Source organism: Paraburkholderia lycopersici, assembly GCF_900096975.1.
Taxonomy (GTDB): Bacteria; Pseudomonadota; Gammaproteobacteria; order Burkholderiales; family Burkholderiaceae; genus Paraburkholderia; species Paraburkholderia lycopersici.
In genome coordinates, this window is record NZ_FMYQ01000019.1 from 1 (window position 1) to 20143 (window position 20143).

Below are 20143 nucleotides of genomic sequence, written 5' to 3' on the forward strand. Positions count from 1 at the left end.
ATGCCTGTTACCCTGCGCTGAGCACACGCACGCCTCTCAGTGAATCATGGCGCTCGACCCGTCGCTCAGAGCGACGTCGACAATGGATCGCTTACGATCGAACAGGCAGCGTCAGATTGATTGCCTCAGTTTGACCATGAACCGTTATTTGCCCCGGTCATAGGTCGGACGTTCAGGTGTCGACTTCGCTCAGTTACCGGCCTCACGCGCACAATGATGCCCTTTTGCTAGCGACTCACTTGGGACGTCCGTAAGTCGTCGTAGGACTAATCACCGCCGTGTGGAGGCGAATATAGACCCGGTTGGACACGGGCGCTCTACGATTGTTGAAAATCCGCGCTTCCCGAATCTCGTGAATTATTCATCGATCTCGATGGACGTCACGGTAAGATAATCCCCCTCCGTTGAACAGTGAAAGGAAGAGTTGCATTCTCGGCAACTGTATTTGATTACGTTGGTCTCCGCAATTATTTCCGAATTTTGCTCAAGGTTTTGAGAGTGGCAAACGTTGCACAATACCCCAAGTGTGGCTCGGGCTACATCCCACATATCGAGATTAATTTTTAGCACGTTTATACCGAGTCTCACAACTTCGGAAAAAATATCGGTCCATCGTTCAAATTTTGTCTGTTGATAGACGAAACCGCTCCAGTTTCCGGAATGAATGCCGCCATTATTAAAAGCATCCTCCGCGCCGTGAATGTAACCGTTGAGTACGCCGTACACTGAGGAAACAGAGTCCGCGAGAGCTGCAGGCAGTGTCCCGGACGTGACCATTTTCGCGAGCAAGCCAGATTTTCCGCGCAAAGCAGGGATGTGGAAGCTATTGGCTTTCCACTTCCTAAGGTCGTCGATGTTGGTACAAAAATGGACTGGAAGAACAAAGCTTTCGATGAAGCCACGCAGTACTTGGAATGCCTGCCTGTAGTAAAGATGGGCAGCCAGGTGAATCGAGCTGGATAGATCCGTCTCCGTTTCGAGAATGTGAGAAATCGAGAATTGGCCGTTTTCCGACAGAATATTGCCAATCACGTTCTCCCACGCGATCATGTGCTTCGCAACAGACCCGAAGTGCGAATCCTTTGCGAAATTGGGGATATGGATATTCTTGGAAACGGAGGCCGGAGCGGGTCTTGCCTCAAGTGCAGCTTGATGAAAAATCTCTGCATAGGCCGAAAATTTTTCTTTCCCTTCCTCGAGGCGATAGCTCACCACATCTCCGTAACCCGTACCTTCGTATAAGTCATGCAAAAACTGGCTCAAATCTGTGGATTCGGTCCACTCCGACAATGCTTCTGGATTAAGCGGAAGTCGACTAACCGCCTTCGTGGGAAGCATAGCTTCGCTATTGGCGTTTTGTTTGAATATTTTCTCTATTTTCATGATCCCGTTTATTGTTGTCAGGTGTGAATGTAGGGGGGCACGCGATATAGACGCGCTCAGACCTTTCGTGCTAACAGCCGCGATCCAGTCCGCAACCATATCCATCGCCGTCGGCGAGGTCTGGAAGAAGCAAGGAGTGCCGAGCGCAGTCCCGCTCATTTTAGTCCAGCATTATTGTCCGATTCTGCTCCAGCTACTCCCGGTGTTTCGCATACTTTTTTCGGGTCCATACGTTGTTCTTTCATCTATTTTCATTGTAGGAAGATCTAGGCTTGTATAACTGATCGCTGCCGGGACGGATTCAGGCGCGACAGGCCTCTGCGATGGCCTTTTGCAACGTCTTGCACGCTTTATCGAAGGCCAACTGGGCTTGCGTGGCAGGAGCCAGGAATCGATCACCTGGCTCGCCACTTTTGTAGGCAGCCTTGTGTGTGTTGTGGATCTGACTGATCGTGTCCCGTTTGGTAAGGGCATCGTCGAAGGCAGAGGCGATATCGCCGCCGTATATGCGGACGATCATCTCCAGCCGGTTGAAATCGGTCTTGTCGTCCGACGCTGCCGCGATGATGGTATCGAGATACTGGTTGTAATCAGTTTGCCCTTTCATGACGAGCGCCAGATGCAGATGATGACTGGCGGAGACATGAGCCCATCGACCCACCAGGATGTACAGCTCTTCCAGTCGGTCGCGCGTCAATTCCTGGGTTCGCATTTTTTCTTCGTGCGCAAATCGGACCTTCTGTTGATGTGAATTGAAACCGTTCGTGATCAGAGCGCCTGATGCACTGGCAATGGCTCCCACTATGCCGCCTGCCAATGTGAACCAGGCCTGGGACGGGGCATCGTGCAGGATCTGCTGGATTGTTTCGAACATGTCGATCGTTTGTCTTTGCGCAGTAGGCCAGGGAAAATCTGTTAGCGGTAAGGTGATTGTGAAACAGTCACTTTTGCATTCTTGATTCCGGAATCATCGAGAAACTGGCGGATATAATTTTCGGCGCCGTTATCCGCGTTGGATGGCCCGATGATAACTTCCCGGATACACTCCTTGAGTGAGGGTGTTTCGAGATATGGTGTCAGTCCATAAATGCTTTTCCGCCAGTTTATGTCGGGACTCACGTCGACAAGTTCTTTTGCTCGTTCGCGGGAGAGCGTGACATTGTGTACAATTCGCCATTCGTGCTCGGTTCGAAAATCGGGGTGCTTGCAAAAAGCGCAAACCCGATCGATATATTCACGGGCGACTTTTGAAGCATCGAGTCCGAACGAAGGTTCAATATCGATCAGCATCATCAGATGATCGAGTTGTTCATTTTGTGTATTCTCTTCGGCATAAAACACCGGACCAAGGCCCCATGGCCCTGAACCGGCTTCTCCCGGCACGATGGAGTAGCTGGAGTCTACCAGCGGGGCGTCTACAGCTTTTCTCAAGGCGTTTACGTCGAATCCAATCGAAAATCCAGTGCCGCGCTCGGCGTAGGCGGCCCATTGCGGCACGGAGTCCGGTTCTTCCGAAAAGCAGCATATATAGTAATCGCTGATATCCTGTATTAATTCAAAGTGCAAATCGAGGTCTGCGATTATTGCATTGCGTTGATTGTCGCGCTTTGAATGGTTTTTCAGGTGACCCAATGCCAATGCCTTGAATCTGTGAAGTTCCTGGCGATCGTTTGTTTTTCGTGCATCAGAAACCCATAGTCGGCCATGTGTAATAATGTTCAAAAAAGCATCTGCGCCACAGTAGTGGTAAACGGTTCGAGGGCGATTCTTGTTTTTCATCATTGAACCTGTCTGGCCGTTGGGGGCAGTTAGATAGTCGGCTGGTTTCTGGAACGATCTCTGGAAGAATTTATAATAAAAACCGCTGCGATGCCACGACCGGTAACTCCGTGGATGGCCAGACCACAGTGATCCGACCTCAGTCAACGTGAGCAGAAACGATGTAATCCCCGGACCAGGATGACAGGGGGCGGTGTGTGTTGTCCTGCCTGGATCAGCGCGCTTGCGACGCATGGACCGCCAGGATGGCCCGGAGCTCGGCAACGTTCCAGCGGGTCGATGCACCGATTTTTCTCGGGGCAGGTAATTTGCCTGATCGGGTATGTCGCCACACGGTCGGGACAGAGATACCGAACAGGCCGGCGACGGTGCGCACGTCCACATGGGCGGCGTCGGGCAACTGGTCGAACTGCTGAAGTGCGCGGGGAAGGACAGCGTGGTGGGCTGAAGGTGTCATGGCCGCTCCTGGCGATCAGATCGCGTCAGACGGTGGGATACCGTTGCACTGCGATACATCCAGATTCGGCGATATCGGAGCGAGCGACGTGCTATAGCACGATGAAATAGCGAATATTTCGCTATTTCATGGAAGATCGAAGCCTGTCGGGCTGTCTTGGCCTTCGCTTTTTCACTGGTTCGGGACCGGGCTAAAGTGTACCGAGCAGCTTGTTGGCAGCGGTCTTGAACACCCCGAACGCCTCGTTGAAGGTTGGCCTGTCCCTGCCGTAAATCAGCGGGATGAGCTTGTCGACATATTCGCCGATCGTTTGGGCGTCGTGCCCGATTTCGCCGAGTGCGGTCTTCATGCAGGTCGCGGGATCGTTGACGAAGGCTTCGTGTTGCTGAAACTCGCCTCGATCGAACTCGACGAGTTCCCTGAAGTGAGTCGCGGCCCGGTCAACGGCTCCCGGGTCGACAGACACGATGCGCCAGGTGTCGTAGATGTGTCGCACCAGCGCTTCGTCCCAGTTTTCACGCACCTTTGCGCGGTGTTCGGCAAAACGGCGCAGAAACGAGAGGACCTTTTCCGCGAGGGTCTCTTCCACGGAGACACATTGCATGGCGAAGGGCTGGCCCGCCCGCTCGGCCAGTCGATCGACCAGATAGCCGAGTTGATGCTCTGACGTGTCGAAGACGGGCGTCCGGACCGTAAACTCGACGCTCAAATGGGTACGCAGGCTTTGATGCGCTCCGTAAACCGACGCGTAGCGCCAGCTGCTCGCGAAATACCGGTTGGCATTTCTCGCAGTTGCCGCTTCCTGAATTTCCTGAAAATCCAGTGAAGTAAGTGTCTCGGCTACCTTCTTTTTCAACGCGGAAAGATGCTTCCTTAACGCGTTGTCGCTGAGATCGTGCATCGGAGACAGCACGACCTTGAGATCAACGTCTTCCGACATCCGCTCAATGATGCCGTGTGCCTTCGAGAGGTTGGTGCCGCCGCAGAAGACCAGTTTGACGTGATCGTGCGCCAGGCTCGACAGGGCTCGCAAAGCGTCTGTGACATGGATGTCTTTCTCGAGGATGGCGGCGGAAATCCCGCCGACGTCTTTTTCAGCGAGCAGGGCGTCGATCAACTCCCGTTGGTCGGTTGTAATTGTTTTCATATTCGATGGTCTTGGGTCCGAAGCCTAGCTTGCGGGAGATGCGCCGATTTCCGGTGTTAATGACCGCCCCGGCTGGAATTTGCGTCGTCTGGCCTGCGTTATATTCTGCCGTTCGGCGGCTCGGATAGACCTTCACGCCAAGCTTCTTCAGTGCCTCTGGCGCCAGGAACTCGACGGGCTCCACCGGAATCGGCTTGCCGCTCAGCGCGCTTCGCTTGGCCTTGGCGTAGACGCCGACCCCAATTTTTACCACGGCGCCTTCGTCGACCAGATTGCGCAGCGCGCGGCTCAGTTGAGCATTGCTTCCCAGTTTCTCGAAGTCAGCCCGCAGGAAGACATTGGCCCTTTTCCGGCCGAGCGCCTTTCTCAATTTGTCCCGCAGGATCATGATCATCTCCATCAGACATCAGTCAGGGTTGTAACTGACTGATTATACGTCGAAAAGGCGTCACACGACGCTCATCGGACTGACTGGCCCAGTATAGCATCCGGGTCCGGTTCGGGAGCGTTGAACGCCTGCAGGTGGGGGCGCGGGCCGCCCGACGTGGAGCCTGCGGTCGCTGGCGCATGCCTCATGCGATGAGGCCGGGGTCGCCCGACAGCGTCCTCTTGAATGTCGCTCAACAGAAAGTCGTGACGGTATCTTCCAACGCTTCCAGCAGTATCGGGGTCTGCGTTTGCGCATCCCAAACGCGCTCCCGTGCAGCGGTAATGTAGCCGGCGCCAGTCCGTCATGTGTGGTGTGCAGTCTGGCGAGAAATTAAATAAACCAGAATATCGGCCGATATGGAATGTACGACAACCGGGTTCGATCTGCCGAATGCAAAAGCACCAACCGTATAGTTTCAGTGCGCCCGACCGGGAGGACGAATTGCGGGCAAAATTCTTTGGCCTGATTTGGGAGGATGAAAAGCATGTCCAACACGTTTCAGGCCCATGGTATCTGCTTGCCTATTTGTTGATCCTCGCGGGTTCTCTTTCCGTTGGTTTTCACCTGTTTTCGGATTGGACCCAGCTCTATATCGTCCCTGCGGCCATTTTGCTGGCCTGGATCGGATATGGTGGGTATCGGCGCACACGGTCGAATGAACACTGGCCGTCCTTCCGCGAGTCGCTTCCGGCTGCGGTGAAGCTGTTCATCGTTTCGAAAGGGGAGTCACTGGCCGCGGTAGCCAGTTGGCCTGTTGTTTTGCTATTCGTTCTGCTTGAATGGTTCTTCGACCGTAGGTACCTGCCGCTGTGGATTGTGACCCGCGTTGCCAGCGTGAGTGTGCTGGTGAGTTCGGTGCTCATGGCATATGGTGAGGTGAACATCTTCTCGAGATGTCCGTACCTTCGCCCGTTGATTGCACGATCGTGGACTGAGCTGATGCATGAACGTGCAAGGGATAGCGTCTGGAGCCGACTCGGGTTGATGGGCCACTATCTTGTCGCATGGGTGGGCTGGACGTACGCGCAGGCCATGGTGTTTGCGGCCATTGGCTGCTTCGTCTATTGGCTTTTCAGTCGTCGCATCGACAGGAACGCGCGCCCTTTGCCCGATGGTGTTCATCATCTGTCTGACCTGCATATTACGTCGGGGATGGACAAACCGATTCAGTCAGATGCCTATTCCAATACAAAGGTCTTCGAGAAGCTGAAGGCACAAGCTCAGATTGCGGATGTGCTTGTGATTTCCGGCGATATCACGGATGGTGGCCTGCGTGGCGAGTGGCACGATTTCCTGGCGGCGTGCAACCCGTTAAAAGCGGAGGCAAAGTTCATCCTGTGCCCGGGAAACCACGATTTGCACCCGTATTCGCACAAATATCGCCCGAAGGTCAGCGCGATCCCGATGAACTCGTGCCTGCCGCGGTTGAGAAAGATTCGTTATCTGCGCGCCGTGAACGAGCTGTGCCCTGACGGCTACGTGATGGAGAGTGGCGGTCCCATTGAGCTAAATAGATATCTTGCCCGATACGACCACGTTTTTTCTGAATATGCCTATGGCAATGATGGCGCGCTTGCCCGACAGGTCGATTCAATCTGGGAGGCCGCGTTCCCGATGTTCTGGACCATCAGAGATCAGATGTTTGTTGCGCTGGATACCAATCGGCTGCCGTCGAATTTGCTGACCTCCGCATTGGGTGACGTGGGCACGGCGCAGTTGCGCAGGCTGAAACAGATCGCTGGGCAGTTGCCGTTTGGCGCCCGACTGATTGTCGTCGGCCATCACCATGTGTATACCCCACCGTCCAGGAATCCGTTGGTCGAGCTCCAGATGAAGTACCTGCAGATGCTGCGGTCGAACGCCTTGACGCGGGTACTTTCGGCAGTTGACTGCCACTATCTTCATGGCCATCGCCACTACACCTTCGAGTTTTCGATTGACAGGATGAGTGTCGCGTCGGCGCCTTCCGCAAGATATAAGGATACCGTATAAATGGATGCAGGGAGATTGGAGCTCCCGTGATACTCAGCGACTCAAGTCCTTGCGGCGATCGATGGCGTCTGCGATGCAGGCCAGGTGCTTGTTGATGGTGCGGCGAGACAGGGTAACGCCAAGCTCGTTGCTTGCGCGTTCGATCGCGCCGGCATCGAGTTTCCCGGCACGAGCAGCGGCAGCAATCAGGACCAGCAGGGTGATGTGTTCGCGGGGGTCAAGAGCATCAGGATCTTCACCGCTGCGCTCGTGATCAGGGAGTAGTGATGGAGCTTGCTGTTCGGTGCTGACCAGCGGAGCTTCATCTTCACCGGGATGGTGAGGAACTTTCCAGGGCGTACCGCTAGCTTCGCACCAGCGCCGTAAGTCAGCCTGGCGAACATATCGCGTACCGTCATGTTCCGTCATGGAGATAACGCTACGCGCGACGGCATCCATGACCAGCGAGAGCCAATGGTCCTGATCGGCCTGGAAATGCATATTGCGTTGTGCACCGGACCGTGGCGAGCCGCCCGCCAGGATGGTGCCGGCATCGTCGAGCCGGATCCAGGGCTTGCCGACCAGGGCCTTGTTCCATGAACTGAAAATGCTCATAGGTGCTCCCATCCAGTCTTTCGCATGTGCGGACGAAACCGCCTGATAAAAATATAGTGCAGGACAACGCAAAGGTCATCACGCCCGATGCAATGGGGCGATGCGCGGGGACATGGAACGGTTCAGGCGCGCATGGCCAGTCGCTATCCCGGTCTAAAATGAGCCATCTCATCCGTCATGTCCTCCGCCATGTTTGACGTCGAACCCGCCGATATCCAGAAGCTCAATGACACAGATCTTCGCGAGTTGGTCGGGCGTCTATGTGAGGCTGAGCTTGCCGCTCAAGGTCTATCTCCCGCTGCGGTAACTTGGGGTGGGAGCCAGACCGCGAAAGACGGTGGTCTGGATGTGCGGGTCAATCTCCCGTCCGGTATCGACATTGCCGGATTCATCCCGCGTGGGGCGACAGGGTTTCAGGTCAAGAAGCCGGACATGGCGCGGAGCGCCATTACAAACGAAATGCGGCCCGGCGGGCGTATACGCCCCGTCATTGATGAGCTGGCCAATATGTCTGGTGCTTATGTCATCGTCAGCGCGAGTGGCTCAACAGCGGAGACGGGACTGCGCAGCCGGCGCACTGCGATGCGCGATGCCTTGGGTGACGTGACGCATGCAGACCAGTTGCAGACGGACTTTTATGACCGGACCCGACTCGCCGCGTGGATACGGATGCATCCCGGCGTCGCCACGTGGATGAGGGAGCGCATCGGCAAACCGCTGGTCGGGTGGCGACCCTATGGGGCATGGAGTTCACCGACCGAGGATATCCAGGCTGAGTATCTGCTGGATGAAACGTTGCGCCTGCATCTCGGGCAGTCCACGCTTGCGGTTCACGAGGGGATCGACGCACTGCGGGACGAGCTGGCCCAGCCCGGGAAGGTCGTTCGTCTGGTGGGCCTTTCGGGTGTCGGGAAGACGCGTTTCGCCCAGGCGTTGTTCGATGGGCGCATCGGCTCGCGGGCGCTGCCTCCTTCGCTGGCCATCTATACCAGCCTGCCGGATGCCATCAATCCGGCGCCGGTTGGGCTTGCGTCCCAACTGGTCGCGACGCGAACGCGAGCGATCATGGTGGTCGATAACTGTCCGCCGGACCTGCACCGGGAACTTGCTGAACTCTGCCGGGTGCCCGCGAGCCGGCTCAGCGTGATCACGGTCGAATATGACGTTCGCGAAGATCAGCCGGAAGGGACCCAGGTTGTCGTGCTCGAGACGTCATCGACTGGCTTGATCGAAAAACTGCTGCTCCAGCGATACAGGACGTTGTCTCAGGTGAACGCTCGCACGATCGCCGAGGCATCGGATGGCAATGCCCGTATTGCGATTGCGTATGCCGAGACGATCGGTGTAACGGAGTCGATTTCGGGTCTGTCCAACGAAGAACTGTTTCTCCGGTTGTTCCGGCAACGTCACGAAGCCGATGAAGGATTACTGGCCGCGGCAAAAGCGTGTTCCCTCGTCTATTCGTTCTGGGGCGAGGGGATCAGCCAGGGTGAGTCGGAACTGCCGCATCTGGCGAAGCTCGCGGATCAGACGCCCCGCACGGTATTCAAGCATATGAGCGAGTTACGTCGACGTGATCTCGTCCAGGCGCGTGGTCCCTGGCGGGCTGTACTGCCTCACGCCATCGCAAACCGCCTCGCTCGTCACGCGCTGGATGATCTGCCGTTCGAGGTCATTGATCAGCATCTGCTGGCTGGCGGTACGGCACGACTTGCCCGATCGTTTTCCCGACGCCTGTCGTTTTTGCATGATCATCCCGTCGCGGTATCGATTGCACAGAACTGGGTGGCGCCCGGTGGCCTGTTAAGTGATCTCCGCACCTTCGACGATGACAGGCAGGCCATGTTCAGGAACATCGCCCCGGTTGTGCCGGATGCCGTTCTTTCAATTCTTGAACAGGAGAGTGGCGGTGCGGCGACGTGGTCAACGTCTGTCCGGCGTCTTGCCATTTCACTGTCGCGCTCGCTCGCATATGACGCCCGGTTTTTCGAGCGCAGTGTTGCCGTGCTGGTCCGATTGGGAACAGCGCAGGAAAAGAAAGGGGATCTTTCTTCGGCATCCGAAACCTTCCTTTCACTATTCCCGATATGCCTGTCGGGAACCCATGCCACGATCGAGCAACGCCTGAAAGTGATTGAATCGCTGCTTCGGTCGGAGCGGGAATTGGGTGTCGAGGCATTGAAGAGGGTATTGCAGACGGGTTTTTTCAGCTCGCACCATTCGTTCGAGTTCGGCTCGCAGTTGCGCGATTTCGGCTACGAAGTACGGACTGGCGATGACGTCCGCCACTGGTACGCGAGCGCACTACAGTTGATCGAGCGCGTGGCCAGGGCCGATCCCACTCTCGAATCAAGCTTGAAGTCGCTGCTGGTGGAAAACTTCCGGGGACTGTGGTCGGCCTCTGGCGCGCATGACGAACTCGCGAAGCTGCTTCGCCTGTTTTCCGTAAACGGGTTCTGGCGCGAGGGTTGGGGGGCTTGTCGGGAATCGCTTTTTTACGACGGGGAGTCGATGGCGCCGGATATCAAGGCGCAGCTCTCCGGGCTCGAGAGCGAGTTGAGGCCCGCCAGTCTGGCAGATCGGGTGCGTGCGTCTGCACTGGGCAGAACGTGGGGGAATTCGGCAGAGCTCGATGGTCTGGATCCTTTGCAGGACATGGGCGTTGTCCTGCAACGACTGGATCAGATCGCGTATGACCTGGGGCAAGCGGTTGCCGTCGCGCCTGTGGTGCTCGACGAGTTGTTACCGGACCTGATGGAGGGGGGCGTGCGGGCGTGGCAATTCGGGCGAGGGCTTGCGAGCAGGGCGACGGAACCGTTTGCAGTCTGGACGAAGCTGGCTACTTCAATCGATGCTCGCACTATCGATATCTCGGTTCATCGTGGTTTTGTGCACTGGCTGTGGGAGCACAAGCGGGACGTGGCGCAACGCGTGCTGGATAACGCGCTCGAACATGCCGCCTTTGCCGGCCTGTTTCCGATGTTGCAGTCAGCCGTCGATCTGGACAAACGGGCGGTGGGCCGCTTGAGGCGCGCGCTTCACGAGGGACGCAGTCCGGTTTATATGTACCGCGCGTTGTGTTCTGCGCCAGACGCGGATCCGCTGGATGGCAATGATTTTCGGGACCTGGTCGGTCAGGTTGCTGCTCAGGAAAATGGACTGGATGTTGCGCTCGAAATTCTCGACATGCGTATTCACTCGGATAACTTGGCCAGTCACGATCTGGAACCGCTGGTGCTCCAGACCGGACGGGACCTGCTCGATCGGGTGCAGTTTGCGCGCCATTTCGCAGGGCAGGACCACCGTCTCGCAGAGATCGTCAAGACCTGCTGTGTATCTTCGGAGGGGGAGGCTGCTGCCATCCGTGTGGCGATTCGTCTGGGGACTGCGGTGGCGGAATACCGTGCCCACTGGACCAGTTACGATGAGTTGACGTGCGCGTTGCTGGAACTGCACCCGGTCTCGGTGCTGAACGCGCTGTTTCCAGTGGAGGCAGAGGACCTGGATAGACGAGCCTTCTCCTTTCGGGAGGCCCGCTCGCACTTCAGAAGGTCGACCGGTCTGATTCCGGACGACGCATTGCTGACGTGGTGTGCACAGCATCCGGCATCGCGCTACGCGCTGGCTGCGGCACTGGTGCCGTTTGCGGTACGGGCCGCCGATGGTGAGGGGGTGATGTGGTCGCATCAGGCATTGCTCCTGTTCGAACATGCACCCGATTGCAGGCTGGTGCTGGCCGCGTTTATCGATCGTTTTTCGCCGACGTCGTGGAGCGGCTCACGCGCAGTGCTGATTGAAGCCAACGCCAGGTTGCTGGATACACTGGATGGTAGGGTTCCGCCTGGCGTGATGTCTTTCGTAGAGCAGAACCGGCGCCGGTTAAGTCACCTGATTGAAGAGGAGCGCAAACAGGAACTGGATCGTGCGCGAATCTCGGACGAGCGTTTCGAGTAAGGATTGCGTTTGACAGTGCAGTGGCCTCCGAACTAGGGTTCAGCGCCGGAACGGGTTTGCAGCGACATTCATCGTGTACCGCCGGGAGGAGCGGGTGCTTCAGATCATGGCCGCGCGCGTAGGCCTCCGCGGCGGCTTGACCAATTGCTTGGGCGACACCAGCGCATTGTCTACCTTCCCATTGCGCTGGTATGCGCCTTACTTACTAGATACGCTGACGCTGTGGTTTGGCAGTCGCGAGATCACGTTGTGTCATCTCGGCGCGGGCCACTCGTTCGGTGTCGGTTTGCTGGCTACCGGAAGAGCGCGTGCTGTTTTCAGGCGATCTCGTTGAGAATCGTTGCGGGGTGTATGCGGGCAACGGCTATCTTCGTGCATGGTCGAAGACGCTTGCGAAACTGCGCGGACTCGATGCCGATGTATTGCTCCCGGGGCGCGGTGTGGCGCTCAGTGGGAGCGAGCAGGTCGAACAGGCGATCAACGGCACACAACGGTTCGTCGACACGGTGCTCGACTGTGTGAGCGCCGCGATTGCGCGCGGTGCCCCGCTCAAGGAGTGCTATTTCCAGACGCTCGAAACGATGAATCCCGTGTTCGGTGACTAGCCCGTGTTTCAGCACGTGTTGCCATTCGACGTCTGCCGCGCCTTCGAAGAGCTCAACGGAGCCGAGCATCCGGGCATCTGGACCGCCGAACGGGATGTCGATCTCTGGAAATTGCTGCACGAGTGAGCGATGTTGCCGGGCATGATCATCGCGGCGTGGTGGACTTCGCGGCGAACGATCGTGCCCAGCCAGGTCGGTTGACTATGCTCGCCATCCTGGTGGCTCAGGTCAACGGGAACGGGGCGGGACACGCGGAGACACGCTGTTCATGGGCGTTGCGCGCGTCGTCAACGCGCTTGATGATGTTTCGCAGTTCCTCATCGCGATTCCATTCGCCGGGTTCCGGTTCGACCACGGGCGGCAACTTGCCATAGGCGCGCAGGCGCTGCGCGAGGTTCGACACGGAAAGCGCAAGTTCAGCATAGCCGCGTTGCCTCACCCAGAAGAATTCTGTATGGTCGGGGTAGTCGTCGTCATATTCGTCAATCCCCCATAGCCTGTTCTCAATCTGCGCCTGATCGTCTGGAATCCGCAGGATCGCATACAGGAGATCCTGTGGAAGCACCTTCCATTCGACGTCCAGTTCCAGCGGCCTGAATTCGGGCGGTTTCGTCGTCGTAACGTATTCACCGTCCTTTCCCACGGGTTGCCCCATCGCGGTTCCATCGTCCAGGGCGACGTGGAAGCATCGGTTGGCCACCTGCTCCAGATGAGACAGGACATTGATCGAGAGATAGACCGCATCCTTTTGACGCTTCGTCCGGCTGACGATCCATTCCTTGACCGCGACGAACGAATTGCCGAGCAACACACCGGTGATGCCGGCCGTCGCAGAAATGATCGCCGATATGCTTCCTGTATCCATATGCCCTCAACTCGCCGTCGGTGTCGGGTGGGTGCTGCGTTCCCAGGCCTGGAACGTTCTCTGCATGGCCACGCCCAGTTGGTAGAGCTGCACAGAGCGTGCGCGGAGCCGCTCCGTCAGTGCCGCATTGCCGAACGCTCTTGAGGTCGTCGCGAACGTCGTGAGCGCCATCGCGACGCTATAAATCATCGAGAGTCCGGCGGCCAACCCGGCCGTGGGATGGGGGACGCCAGACACGTGGAAGGCGGGCGGGTTTCCACCATAGAGCTCCATCAATTGCGAGCAGTTTCCGTGGACGTAGCCTGAATCAAGCACGTAAGATGTTTTCATGAGGCTGCTGACTTTTGCATCTCCAGGTAGGGCCGGGCCGTTCGTGTACAACTCGTCCATGTATTTCCGGATCTTGTAACGGTTGAACTCCGGTCGCTTGTTCACTTCAGGGACTTCCGGGTGCGGGCCATCCTTCCAGTATTCGGTGAAGAAGCTGGTGAGATATTCCTGATGCTCTTCGCGCAGACCCAGCTCCAGGCCGCGTGCCAGGAACATGACATCCTCGACGGTCTCATCGACCATCCGTTTCAAGGCGTTGAACTCGCCGAAGTAGAAGGCGTCGAGGAGCAGGGTAGCTGCACGGGCCGTGCTGATCACGCGGGCCATTTTCGGCACGATGGCCTGCTCGACCCCTTGTTTCGCCTAACGGTGTGCTGGCCTGCCGCCGTGAAGTTTGACCATCTGCGGTGCGTCGATCATGGCAGCGAGCTGATGCAGAGCCTCTTCCATCAGGTCCAGCGATTCCGCTACCGCCTTCATGCCGTTAGATGGGGCTGTGCTCACTGGTCGCTATCCTCATCGTTCGCAGCGATGGACCGATGCCCTGGTGAGGGCAGAGGTCCATGGCGCGGAAATAGCCCGTAGCACATCTGTTCGCGCACCGGGCATCGACGCGAAGAGCGCGATGCCGTCAGGTAGGTTATCCATGGATCTCCCTGGAATTGGCTTGCCAAGTGTACCACTAAGTGGTATATATGTTGGCATGTCATTCAGTCTGGTTTTCCAATGAAAAAACAGTCTAGGCAGGTTGCCGCGGCGCGGCCGGTTGAGGCAAGCGTAGCGTCACGGGCCTTCAAGACGGCCTGGTTCGCCAGGAAAGCCAGGGCGGCCGGGATCAGGGACGCGGAGCTTTGCGAAGCGATCGCCGGACTGAATAAGGGTCAGGGTGACGATCTCGGAGGCAATGTCTGGAAGAAACGACTCGACAGGAACACCAGGCGCGGCATTGTCGTGAACAGGATCGGTGATTTCTGGGTGTTCGTCTACCTGTTCGCAAAGAGTGACCGGGAAAACATCGATGAGCGTGAGTTGAAGGACTTCAAGCGCCTTGCTCGTGACTACGGCAGGATGAAGGATGCCGACATTGACCGGTTGCTGGAATCGAAGGATTTAGTGGAGATTTGTAATGGCTAAGGCACGTTTCAGAAGCGATGCGTCGGAAGCAGTTCATAGCGCGGCTTCCGGCTTGTATCGTGCGAAGGTCATCGACAAGAAGACGATGCGCGAGTACGACGATCTGTGCATCGAGAAGGCGCCGGAGTTTGATGCGAAAGAAATTGCGCGGATCCGCAAGGGCGTGAACGTCAGCCAAGGTGTGTTTGCTGTGTATCTCAACACCACGGTGTCCACCGTGCGTCAGTGGGAACAGGGCGACAAGAAACCCAGCGGGATCGCTGCGCGCATGCTCCAGCTTGTGGAGAAGAATGGCCTCGGCATTTTCGGCTGACGATGGCCTGTGCTGCGTGACGCAATGACGGCACCCCTGTGTAAGGGTAAGTCTATGTACAAAAGGCGGCTGGTTCGTTGGTTCGTCAACTGGACGGATAGCTGGAACCGGGAGTTCCACGAGGCAATCGAGGCGAAGGTGCATGCGGAGTTCCGCCAGCTATTTCCCGAGGGGGCGCAGGATACGGAGGCCATGATCGAGAAAATGCGTAGCTTCTACTATGCACGCATGACAAACACGTCGATGCTGTTGATGTCGATCGCGGCGCTGGTGATTGCCCTCCTGGGAATCGCAGTCGCCCTGGGGATTGCAGTCTTCAGTGGGGCGGGGCAGTGAAAGGCGCGCACGATGGCGGGCGTCGAAGCCTATTGATCGGGGAAATGCGATGTCGTGTGTCCTGTGTCCGGATGAGCCCTGGGTGAGCAGCAGGATCCTCTACGCGGAGCGGACGAAGATTGTGACCGCGCGCCGGATGGAGACCGATGGCAGGTACGACGACCTGTATGAAGCGGCTATCGATGCGCTTGACCGTCTGTTGGATCAGACCATGAAAGAGATCGATAACGACGAGTGGAAACGTGGCGTGCAGCACGTCCAGGCGCAGCTGCTGGCGGCGATGCTTGGGGACTGTCACCGATGCGATTTCTTCCGTGGCGTCTATCGGGGATTGGTCGAGGCAGGACTGATCGTGGTGGATCAATAAGACATGGCGAATGGCGGGGGCGCGAATGGTCGCTACGATGTTCTTCCCGTTACGGGCGGCAAGTGCAACGGGCGCGGGTCGGCAATGCGAAGCAAGCCAGCAGTTGGCATGAAGACACATTGGCTGCGTCTCATGCATCGGGAAGCGTTGGAGCGACTCGATGATGCGGGGGCACTAAGAGGCGTGCGTCCCGATTCGAATGCGAGTTATCTGCTTGAGCTGATCGCTTTCGAGCTTCTATTGAAATTCGTCGCTTACGCGGCGGAACCAGCGAATATTGAGCGCAAAAAATCTTTCCGTCACGACTACAGGAAGATTTTCGATGCACTGCCGCTCGATGTACAGCATCGATTGCTCGCCTCGGCGGGTGAGCGTATTGGTCCGTCGGCGTTGTCCGATCGGGACAGGGTCTTCGCCGACTGGACCGCGAATTTTGATGGTCTGCGTTACCCGTTCGAGAAGTACGAGGGCGATACTGCGGAAGAATATGCCGCGCGGGGCAACCAGTGGCTATCTGCAGGCGGATGTCTGGAGGATGCGATGTTCCGTTTCCATCCGCAGGAGCTGTTCGGCATGCTGTATGCCCTACGGGTAGAGGCTCAGGAGCGACTGCAACAACTGCAGCAATAGCGAGACGAAAGATACGAAAAGCATAACGCGAGGAAAGCCGATTGCACGAAAGCTACTCCGTTTATGCTCTTGGACTCGAAGGAGATCATTTCTATATTGGCCTCACGTCAGGGCCGCCTGCGATTCGCATTGGCCAGCATGGCGGTAAACACGGGGCGGCATGGACGAAACTGCATCCTCCTGTCAGTCTGGTTGAAACGATCGCTTTGCCGGCAGCGGACGAGCCGCGAGCGTCCGAGCTTGAGAATGTGGTGACGTGGCAGTATATGCAGCGCTACGGCTGGCAGCGTGTGCGAGGCGGATATTTCACCCGTTGTGACGAAGAAGAAACGCGAAAGAACCTTCTGGCTCACGGATTTTTTGAAGCGCCCCCATGTCGCCGATAGAAACAGGCGTGTTGCGATACAAAAAAGGCAGCGCCAGAAGCGAGTACTTGTCTGCTCGCGAGAACATGTACGAAGTGTCGCGCAACAGGGGGAGCGATGTTCGCAAGCGCTATCTCCTTGCACGATCCGGGTGTCCAGCAGTGATTCGGCGAAGGAGCGGCAGTGATTGCAATCAGCGACATCTATGACAAGGACATCAACTTCTTGTTCGGATCGGGCGCGTCATTCGGCCTCCTGCCGACCCTGCAGTTGCAGCTACGAACCGGCGATGGCGACGCGCGCTACACTCTGGAAGAGCTCGCGACCAGGTTTGAGCGGGAGAACGACCGGCGCTTGATCCCGCTGTTCATGCACTACTACGCGAACTGCATCCGGCCTGCTGAACAGCTCAGCCTGGAAGGCGCGATGGCTACTGATTCAGGCGCCACGGTCATCAAGAACTACCGCACCTTTCTGATGACCGCGCTGGAGATGGTGAAACGCCGCAAGGCGCTGGATCGGCGCTGCAACGTGTTCACGACGAACTACGATGGCTGCTTTCCGCTCGTGGCTGACGCCCTCATCAGAGAAGGCCAGATTGACTTCGTGCTGAACGACGGAACGCGGGGCTTCGCTCAACGCATTCTGCAGGCCAGGAACTTCGGAGCCTACCTTTGCCAGGCTGGTGTCTTTGGTCGCTATCAGAGCAGCATCCCGCAGATCAATCTGATTCACCTGCATGGTTCAGTGTACTGGAGCAAGTTAGGCACCGCGATTCAGGTTGGCTACGACCTGTCGACACGTGAGACTCTGCTTGATGCCGAAGCGATCGGGTTGTTGCAACCGTTTTCCGTTGCCCTCGATAATCCTGCCTTCACGCTCGCGGATCTCCCTGAACCAGAATTTACCGACGAGGTGATGAGGGCGTTTTGGACAAGGTATGAACAGATGCCCATCGTGAACCCGACGAAGTGGAAGTTCCACGAGACGGTTTATGAAGAGCATTACTACCAGATGTTGAGGCTGCTGAGCTATGAGCTCGAAAAGCCAAACGCAGTACTTATCACTTTTGGTTTCTCATTCGCCGACGAGCACATCCTCAACCTGGTTATGCGTTCCCTTTCCAACCCCGGCTTGCAGGTATTCGTATGCTGCTTCAGTAAGTCCGGGCACGCTGAGATGGAGGACAAGTTCAAAGGTTACCGCAATGTCCAGTGTGTGGCGCTTGACGAAGGAGTCATGGACTTCACCGCCTTCAATAACCAGGTGCTGGCGTGGCCAGAGGCACTCGAATCTACATCCGCCGCACCTGCAGTTCCCCCGGCAGAGCCCATGGCACCGGTGGCGGACGCTGCGGGCGCCGAGGACCTGTTATGAGCATCCGCGTGGGCGAAGTCATTGCTGTCCATGGCACCAAGGTGGTCCTGAAGATTGACGAGCAATCGAGCAAGGAAACGCTCTTCTACGCAGGCGACAAGTACAAGGGGGTGTCGATTCGCGAGTACCTGTCGATCCAGCGCGGGTTCCGCGACATCATCTGTATGGTCGAGGGCGAGTTCCTGGACGAGAGCCGAATGGAGACCCGTGACGGCAGGACGACGTTTGTGCGGAAGGTCGAGGCGAGGCCGATTGGTTTCTTCGACCGCACCGGCTTCACTCAGGGTATCAAGTATCTGCCGATGATCCAGGACGCTGCTTACCTGCTTCCCGAGGAGCGCATCCGGTCCATCTTTGACCGCGGGGCAGACAGTGAATTCAGGATCGGGTGCATGCTCAAGGAGGAGATCGCGGTCGGGCTGCCGTGGAAGCGGCTCTTCAACAGCCATATCGGCATATTCGGTAACACTGGCAGCGGTAAGTCAAACACTCTGGCCAAGCTTCATACTGTCCTCTTCGATCTCAAGTTACCACTCATCGCGGGGAAAAGCCGCTTCATCGTCCTGGACTTCAATGGCGAGTACGGTGGTGAGCAGCTAGCTCCAGCGATCCACAAGACGGTCTACCAACTGTCGACGCAAGCAGATCCCGACCCGAACGATCCAACGGCCCGTTTTCCTCTGGCACCGCAGGAGTTCTGGGAGCTTGAGACGATGTCGCTGCTTTTCCAGGCCACGGCCAACACGCAGCGCCCCTTTCTCAATCGCGTCATCACGGGCAAGCTTAGATTCGGAGCCAACCCGGAGGCGCTGGCCAACTACGCAAAGGTGAAATTCCAGCAATCGTTTTGCGCTGGCGAGGTCAAGCCCGCAACGCTGGACCTGATGCGAACCGTGGCTCGGCGTGTGGGAAACCAGGCGCTGTTGGATCTACTGGCAAGCGTTACTTGGTACCGCAACGGTCGCTTCAACTATCAAGGCGCGTTCATCGACCCCGACGGGGCACAGTACAACGCCCGTATCGCGCCAACTGTTGACACCCTTGACGTCCATGGGCTCGACGAATTCGACCAACTCGTGCTGCGCGTCAATCTGCAACTGATATCAGACTTGAACGCTGGATACGTTCAGTTCGAACATATCCAGCCTCTTCTCAAGCGCGTCGAGTCCTCTTTGGTCAGCCTTCGCAAGGTCTTGTCTATCTCGGATGCTGCACCGGTCGAGCGTTTGCTCACCGTAATCTCGATGCGCCGCTGCAACAACGAGGTCAAAAAGGTCTTGCCGTTGTTGTTTGCGAAACACTACTACAACAGTCACAAAGCTACGGTCTCCAATCCGCCCGACCGTACTATCCATCTTATAGTCGATGAGGCGCACAACATTCTGTCCGACCAGTCGACGCGCGAAAGTGAAACCTGGAAGGACTACCGGCTGGAGCAGTTCGAGGAAATTATCAAGGAGGGGCGCAAGTTTGGAATGTTCATCACTATTGCCAGCCAGCGGCCGGCTGACATCTCGCCTACGATCGTTTCCCAACTACACAACTTTTTTATCCATCGGCTGGTGAATGACCGAGACTTGTATTTAATCGATAACACTATCTCAACGCTGGACGCGCTCTCGCGCGGGCTCATCCCGGGGTTGTCGCAAGGATGCTGTGTGGTGACGGGTACGGCATTCGAGCTGCCGATGGTGATTCAGGTGGACCGCTTGCCGAACAACAGGCAACCAGCTAGTGAGGACGTCGACCTGGAGAGGCTTTGGAGTCCGCCGCCGGCTGCTGCAGAGTAGGCGGCCTTCATGATCCTGCCTCGTTTCCACGTACAGCAAGTTATGCAGCGATCATCCTAACCTCGTAATCAACGGGAGTGGAGAAATTGATAGAGGTAAGCATGTAGCGCGTTCGCGATCAGTATTATGGATAGCAACGGAACGTCACGCACGACCGGTTATCAATCCAAGTCGCTGACGACACGACCAATTGACAAGACGCGGCTATGGGCTTTGTCAAGTCACCAATGCGTACCGTTGCGGGAGTCTGATTGATGCGGCACCTTCCCCCAACGCATCGATATAGAATTTGGGT

Annotated in this window: 21 protein-coding genes; 11 read left to right on the plus strand and 10 right to left on the minus strand. The window is 57.0% G+C overall.

Annotation, left to right across the window (positions count from 1 at the left end):
* Nucleotides 1-357 precede the first annotated feature (357 nt).
* From BLU17_RS19740 to BLU17_RS19765, 6 genes are all read right to left on the minus strand, one after another.
* Nucleotides 358-1542 carry a hypothetical protein gene (locus tag BLU17_RS19740; protein WP_092000055.1) on the minus strand — a complete coding sequence of 395 codons (1185 nt, stop codon included), beginning with the start codon at nt 1540-1542 and terminating at the stop codon, nt 358-360.
* A gap of 142 nt (nt 1543-1684) precedes the next feature.
* Nucleotides 1685-2257: a hypothetical protein gene (locus tag BLU17_RS19745; RefSeq protein ID WP_092000057.1), complete on the minus strand. Its 573-nt coding sequence runs from the start codon at nt 2255-2257 to the stop codon at nt 1685-1687.
* Nucleotides 2258-2298: 41 nt separating this feature from the next.
* Nucleotides 2299-3162: a DUF2971 domain-containing protein gene (locus tag BLU17_RS19750; RefSeq protein WP_092000360.1), complete on the minus strand. Its 864-nt coding sequence runs from the start codon at nt 3160-3162 to the stop codon at nt 2299-2301.
* 214 nt (nt 3163-3376) lie between these two features.
* Nucleotides 3377-3619, minus strand: a complete 243-nt coding sequence (locus tag BLU17_RS19755) for a helix-turn-helix transcriptional regulator (protein ID WP_092000060.1) — start codon at nt 3617-3619, stop codon at nt 3377-3379.
* A gap of 190 nt (nt 3620-3809) precedes the next feature.
* Nucleotides 3810-4766: a nucleotidyl transferase AbiEii/AbiGii toxin family protein gene (locus BLU17_RS19760; RefSeq protein ID WP_092000063.1), complete on the minus strand. Its 957-nt coding sequence runs from the start codon at nt 4764-4766 to the stop codon at nt 3810-3812.
* Complete coding sequence (locus tag BLU17_RS19765; protein WP_092000363.1) at nt 4714-5154, minus strand: DUF6088 family protein; 441 nt, start codon at nt 5152-5154, stop codon at nt 4714-4716. Before BLU17_RS19765 ends, BLU17_RS19760 begins: the two co-directional genes overlap by 53 nt.
* Before the next feature lie 432 nt (nt 5155-5586).
* On the opposite strand from BLU17_RS19765, the gene BLU17_RS32505 reads away from it, so the two are divergent.
* Nucleotides 5587-7188: a metallophosphoesterase family protein gene (locus BLU17_RS32505; RefSeq protein ID WP_143189296.1), complete on the plus strand. Its 1602-nt coding sequence runs from the start codon at nt 5587-5589 to the stop codon at nt 7186-7188.
* A gap of 33 nt (nt 7189-7221) precedes the next feature.
* Here BLU17_RS32505 and BLU17_RS32510 read toward each other — a convergent pair whose 3' ends face one another.
* A complete protein-coding gene (locus tag BLU17_RS32510; protein WP_143189297.1) occupies nt 7222-7782 on the minus strand; it encodes a hypothetical protein in 561 nt (186 codons plus the stop codon).
* A gap of 177 nt (nt 7783-7959) precedes the next feature.
* Here BLU17_RS32510 and BLU17_RS19785 point away from each other — a divergent pair, with 177 nt between their 5' ends.
* From BLU17_RS19785 to BLU17_RS34275, 3 genes are all read left to right on the plus strand, one after another.
* Nucleotides 7960-11736 (plus strand): hypothetical protein, encoded by a 3777-nt coding sequence (locus BLU17_RS19785; protein ID WP_092000072.1) that lies wholly within the window; start codon nt 7960-7962, stop codon nt 11734-11736.
* Nucleotides 11737-12014: 278 nt separating this feature from the next.
* Complete coding sequence (locus BLU17_RS19790) at nt 12015-12341, plus strand: MBL fold metallo-hydrolase (protein ID WP_342713839.1); 327 nt, start codon at nt 12015-12017, stop codon at nt 12339-12341.
* 3 nt (nt 12342-12344) lie between these two features.
* Entirely contained in the window at nt 12345-12467 is a 123-nt protein-coding gene (locus BLU17_RS34275) for a hypothetical protein (RefSeq protein ID WP_281247849.1), read from the plus strand.
* Between the two features lie 97 nt (nt 12468-12564).
* Here BLU17_RS34275 and BLU17_RS19795 read toward each other — a convergent pair whose 3' ends face one another.
* Nucleotides 12565-13206, minus strand: coding sequence for a hypothetical protein (locus BLU17_RS19795; protein ID WP_092000078.1), 642 nt, complete (start codon nt 13204-13206; stop codon nt 12565-12567).
* 6 nt (nt 13207-13212) lie between these two features.
* A complete protein-coding gene (locus BLU17_RS19800) occupies nt 13213-13863 on the minus strand; it encodes a hypothetical protein (protein ID WP_092000081.1) in 651 nt (216 codons plus the stop codon).
* 399 nt (nt 13864-14262) lie between these two features.
* On the opposite strand from BLU17_RS19800, the gene BLU17_RS19805 reads away from it, so the two are divergent.
* The 5 genes from BLU17_RS19805 (at nt 14263) to BLU17_RS19825 (ending at nt 16316) form a co-directional block, all read left to right on the plus strand.
* Complete coding sequence (locus tag BLU17_RS19805) at nt 14263-14670, plus strand: type II toxin-antitoxin system RelE/ParE family toxin (protein WP_092000084.1); 408 nt, start codon at nt 14263-14265, stop codon at nt 14668-14670.
* Nucleotides 14663-14983 carry a helix-turn-helix domain-containing protein gene (locus tag BLU17_RS19810; protein WP_092000086.1) on the plus strand — a complete coding sequence of 107 codons (321 nt, stop codon included), beginning with the start codon at nt 14663-14665 and terminating at the stop codon, nt 14981-14983. The genes BLU17_RS19805 and BLU17_RS19810 overlap by 8 nt, the downstream gene beginning before the upstream one ends.
* 54 nt (nt 14984-15037) lie before the next feature.
* Nucleotides 15038-15319: a hypothetical protein gene (locus BLU17_RS19815; protein ID WP_092000087.1), complete on the plus strand. Its 282-nt coding sequence runs from the start codon at nt 15038-15040 to the stop codon at nt 15317-15319.
* Between the two features lie 82 nt (nt 15320-15401).
* Nucleotides 15402-15686: a hypothetical protein gene (locus BLU17_RS19820; protein WP_143189298.1), complete on the plus strand. Its 285-nt coding sequence runs from the start codon at nt 15402-15404 to the stop codon at nt 15684-15686.
* 108 nt (nt 15687-15794) lie between these two features.
* Entirely contained in the window at nt 15795-16316 is a 522-nt protein-coding gene (locus BLU17_RS19825; protein ID WP_143189299.1) for a hypothetical protein, read from the plus strand.
* A 306-nt stretch (nt 16317-16622) separates the two neighbouring features.
* On the opposite strand, the gene BLU17_RS32515 is transcribed toward BLU17_RS19825, so the two are convergent.
* On the minus strand, nt 16623-16808 hold the full coding sequence (locus BLU17_RS32515) for a hypothetical protein (protein ID WP_143189300.1): 186 nt from the start codon (nt 16806-16808) through the stop codon (nt 16623-16625).
* A 56-nt stretch (nt 16809-16864) separates the two neighbouring features.
* Here BLU17_RS32515 and BLU17_RS19830 point away from each other — a divergent pair, with 56 nt between their 5' ends.
* Nucleotides 16865-18058, plus strand: coding sequence for an SIR2 family protein (locus BLU17_RS19830; RefSeq protein WP_092000095.1), 1194 nt, complete (start codon nt 16865-16867; stop codon nt 18056-18058).
* Complete coding sequence (locus tag BLU17_RS19835; protein WP_092000099.1) at nt 18055-19848, plus strand: ATP-binding protein; 1794 nt, start codon at nt 18055-18057, stop codon at nt 19846-19848. The genes BLU17_RS19830 and BLU17_RS19835 overlap by 4 nt, the downstream gene beginning before the upstream one ends.
* Nucleotides 19849-20143 lie beyond the last annotated feature (295 nt).

What these genes read in the sequence shown, in the direction of transcription:
- BLU17_RS19755 (WP_092000060.1), bottom strand. Translation starts at nt 3,619, where the DNA reads ATGACACCTTCAGCCCACCACGCTGTCCTTCCCCGCGCACTTCAGCAG.
- BLU17_RS19745 (WP_092000057.1), bottom strand. Translation starts at nt 2,257, where the DNA reads ATGTTCGAAACAATCCAGCAGATCCTGCACGATGCCCCGTCCCAGGCC.
- BLU17_RS19835 (WP_092000099.1), top strand. Translation starts at nt 18,055, where the DNA reads ATGAGCATCCGCGTGGGCGAAGTCATTGCTGTCCATGGCACCAAGGTG.
- BLU17_RS19805 (WP_092000084.1), top strand. Translation starts at nt 14,263, where the DNA reads ATGAAAAAACAGTCTAGGCAGGTTGCCGCGGCGCGGCCGGTTGAGGCA.
- BLU17_RS19765 (WP_092000363.1), bottom strand. Translation starts at nt 5,154, where the DNA reads ATGATCCTGCGGGACAAATTGAGAAAGGCGCTCGGCCGGAAAAGGGCC.
- BLU17_RS19785 (WP_092000072.1), top strand. Translation starts at nt 7,960, where the DNA reads ATGTCCTCCGCCATGTTTGACGTCGAACCCGCCGATATCCAGAAGCTC.
- BLU17_RS19825 (WP_143189299.1), top strand. Translation starts at nt 15,795, where the DNA reads ATGAAGACACATTGGCTGCGTCTCATGCATCGGGAAGCGTTGGAGCGA.
- BLU17_RS19815 (WP_092000087.1), top strand. Translation starts at nt 15,038, where the DNA reads ATGTACAAAAGGCGGCTGGTTCGTTGGTTCGTCAACTGGACGGATAGC.
- BLU17_RS19800 (WP_092000081.1), bottom strand. Translation starts at nt 13,863, where the DNA reads ATGGCCCGCGTGATCAGCACGGCCCGTGCAGCTACCCTGCTCCTCGAC.
- BLU17_RS32505 (WP_143189296.1), top strand. Translation starts at nt 5,587, where the DNA reads ATGCAAAAGCACCAACCGTATAGTTTCAGTGCGCCCGACCGGGAGGAC.
- BLU17_RS19795 (WP_092000078.1), bottom strand. Translation starts at nt 13,206, where the DNA reads ATGGATACAGGAAGCATATCGGCGATCATTTCTGCGACGGCCGGCATC.
- BLU17_RS19740 (WP_092000055.1), bottom strand. Translation starts at nt 1,542, where the DNA reads ATGAGCGGGACTGCGCTCGGCACTCCTTGCTTCTTCCAGACCTCGCCG.
- BLU17_RS19810 (WP_092000086.1), top strand. Translation starts at nt 14,663, where the DNA reads ATGGCTAAGGCACGTTTCAGAAGCGATGCGTCGGAAGCAGTTCATAGC.
- BLU17_RS32510 (WP_143189297.1), bottom strand. Translation starts at nt 7,782, where the DNA reads ATGAGCATTTTCAGTTCATGGAACAAGGCCCTGGTCGGCAAGCCCTGG.
- BLU17_RS19750 (WP_092000360.1), bottom strand. Translation starts at nt 3,162, where the DNA reads ATGAAAAACAAGAATCGCCCTCGAACCGTTTACCACTACTGTGGCGCA.
- BLU17_RS19760 (WP_092000063.1), bottom strand. Translation starts at nt 4,766, where the DNA reads ATGAAAACAATTACAACCGACCAACGGGAGTTGATCGACGCCCTGCTC.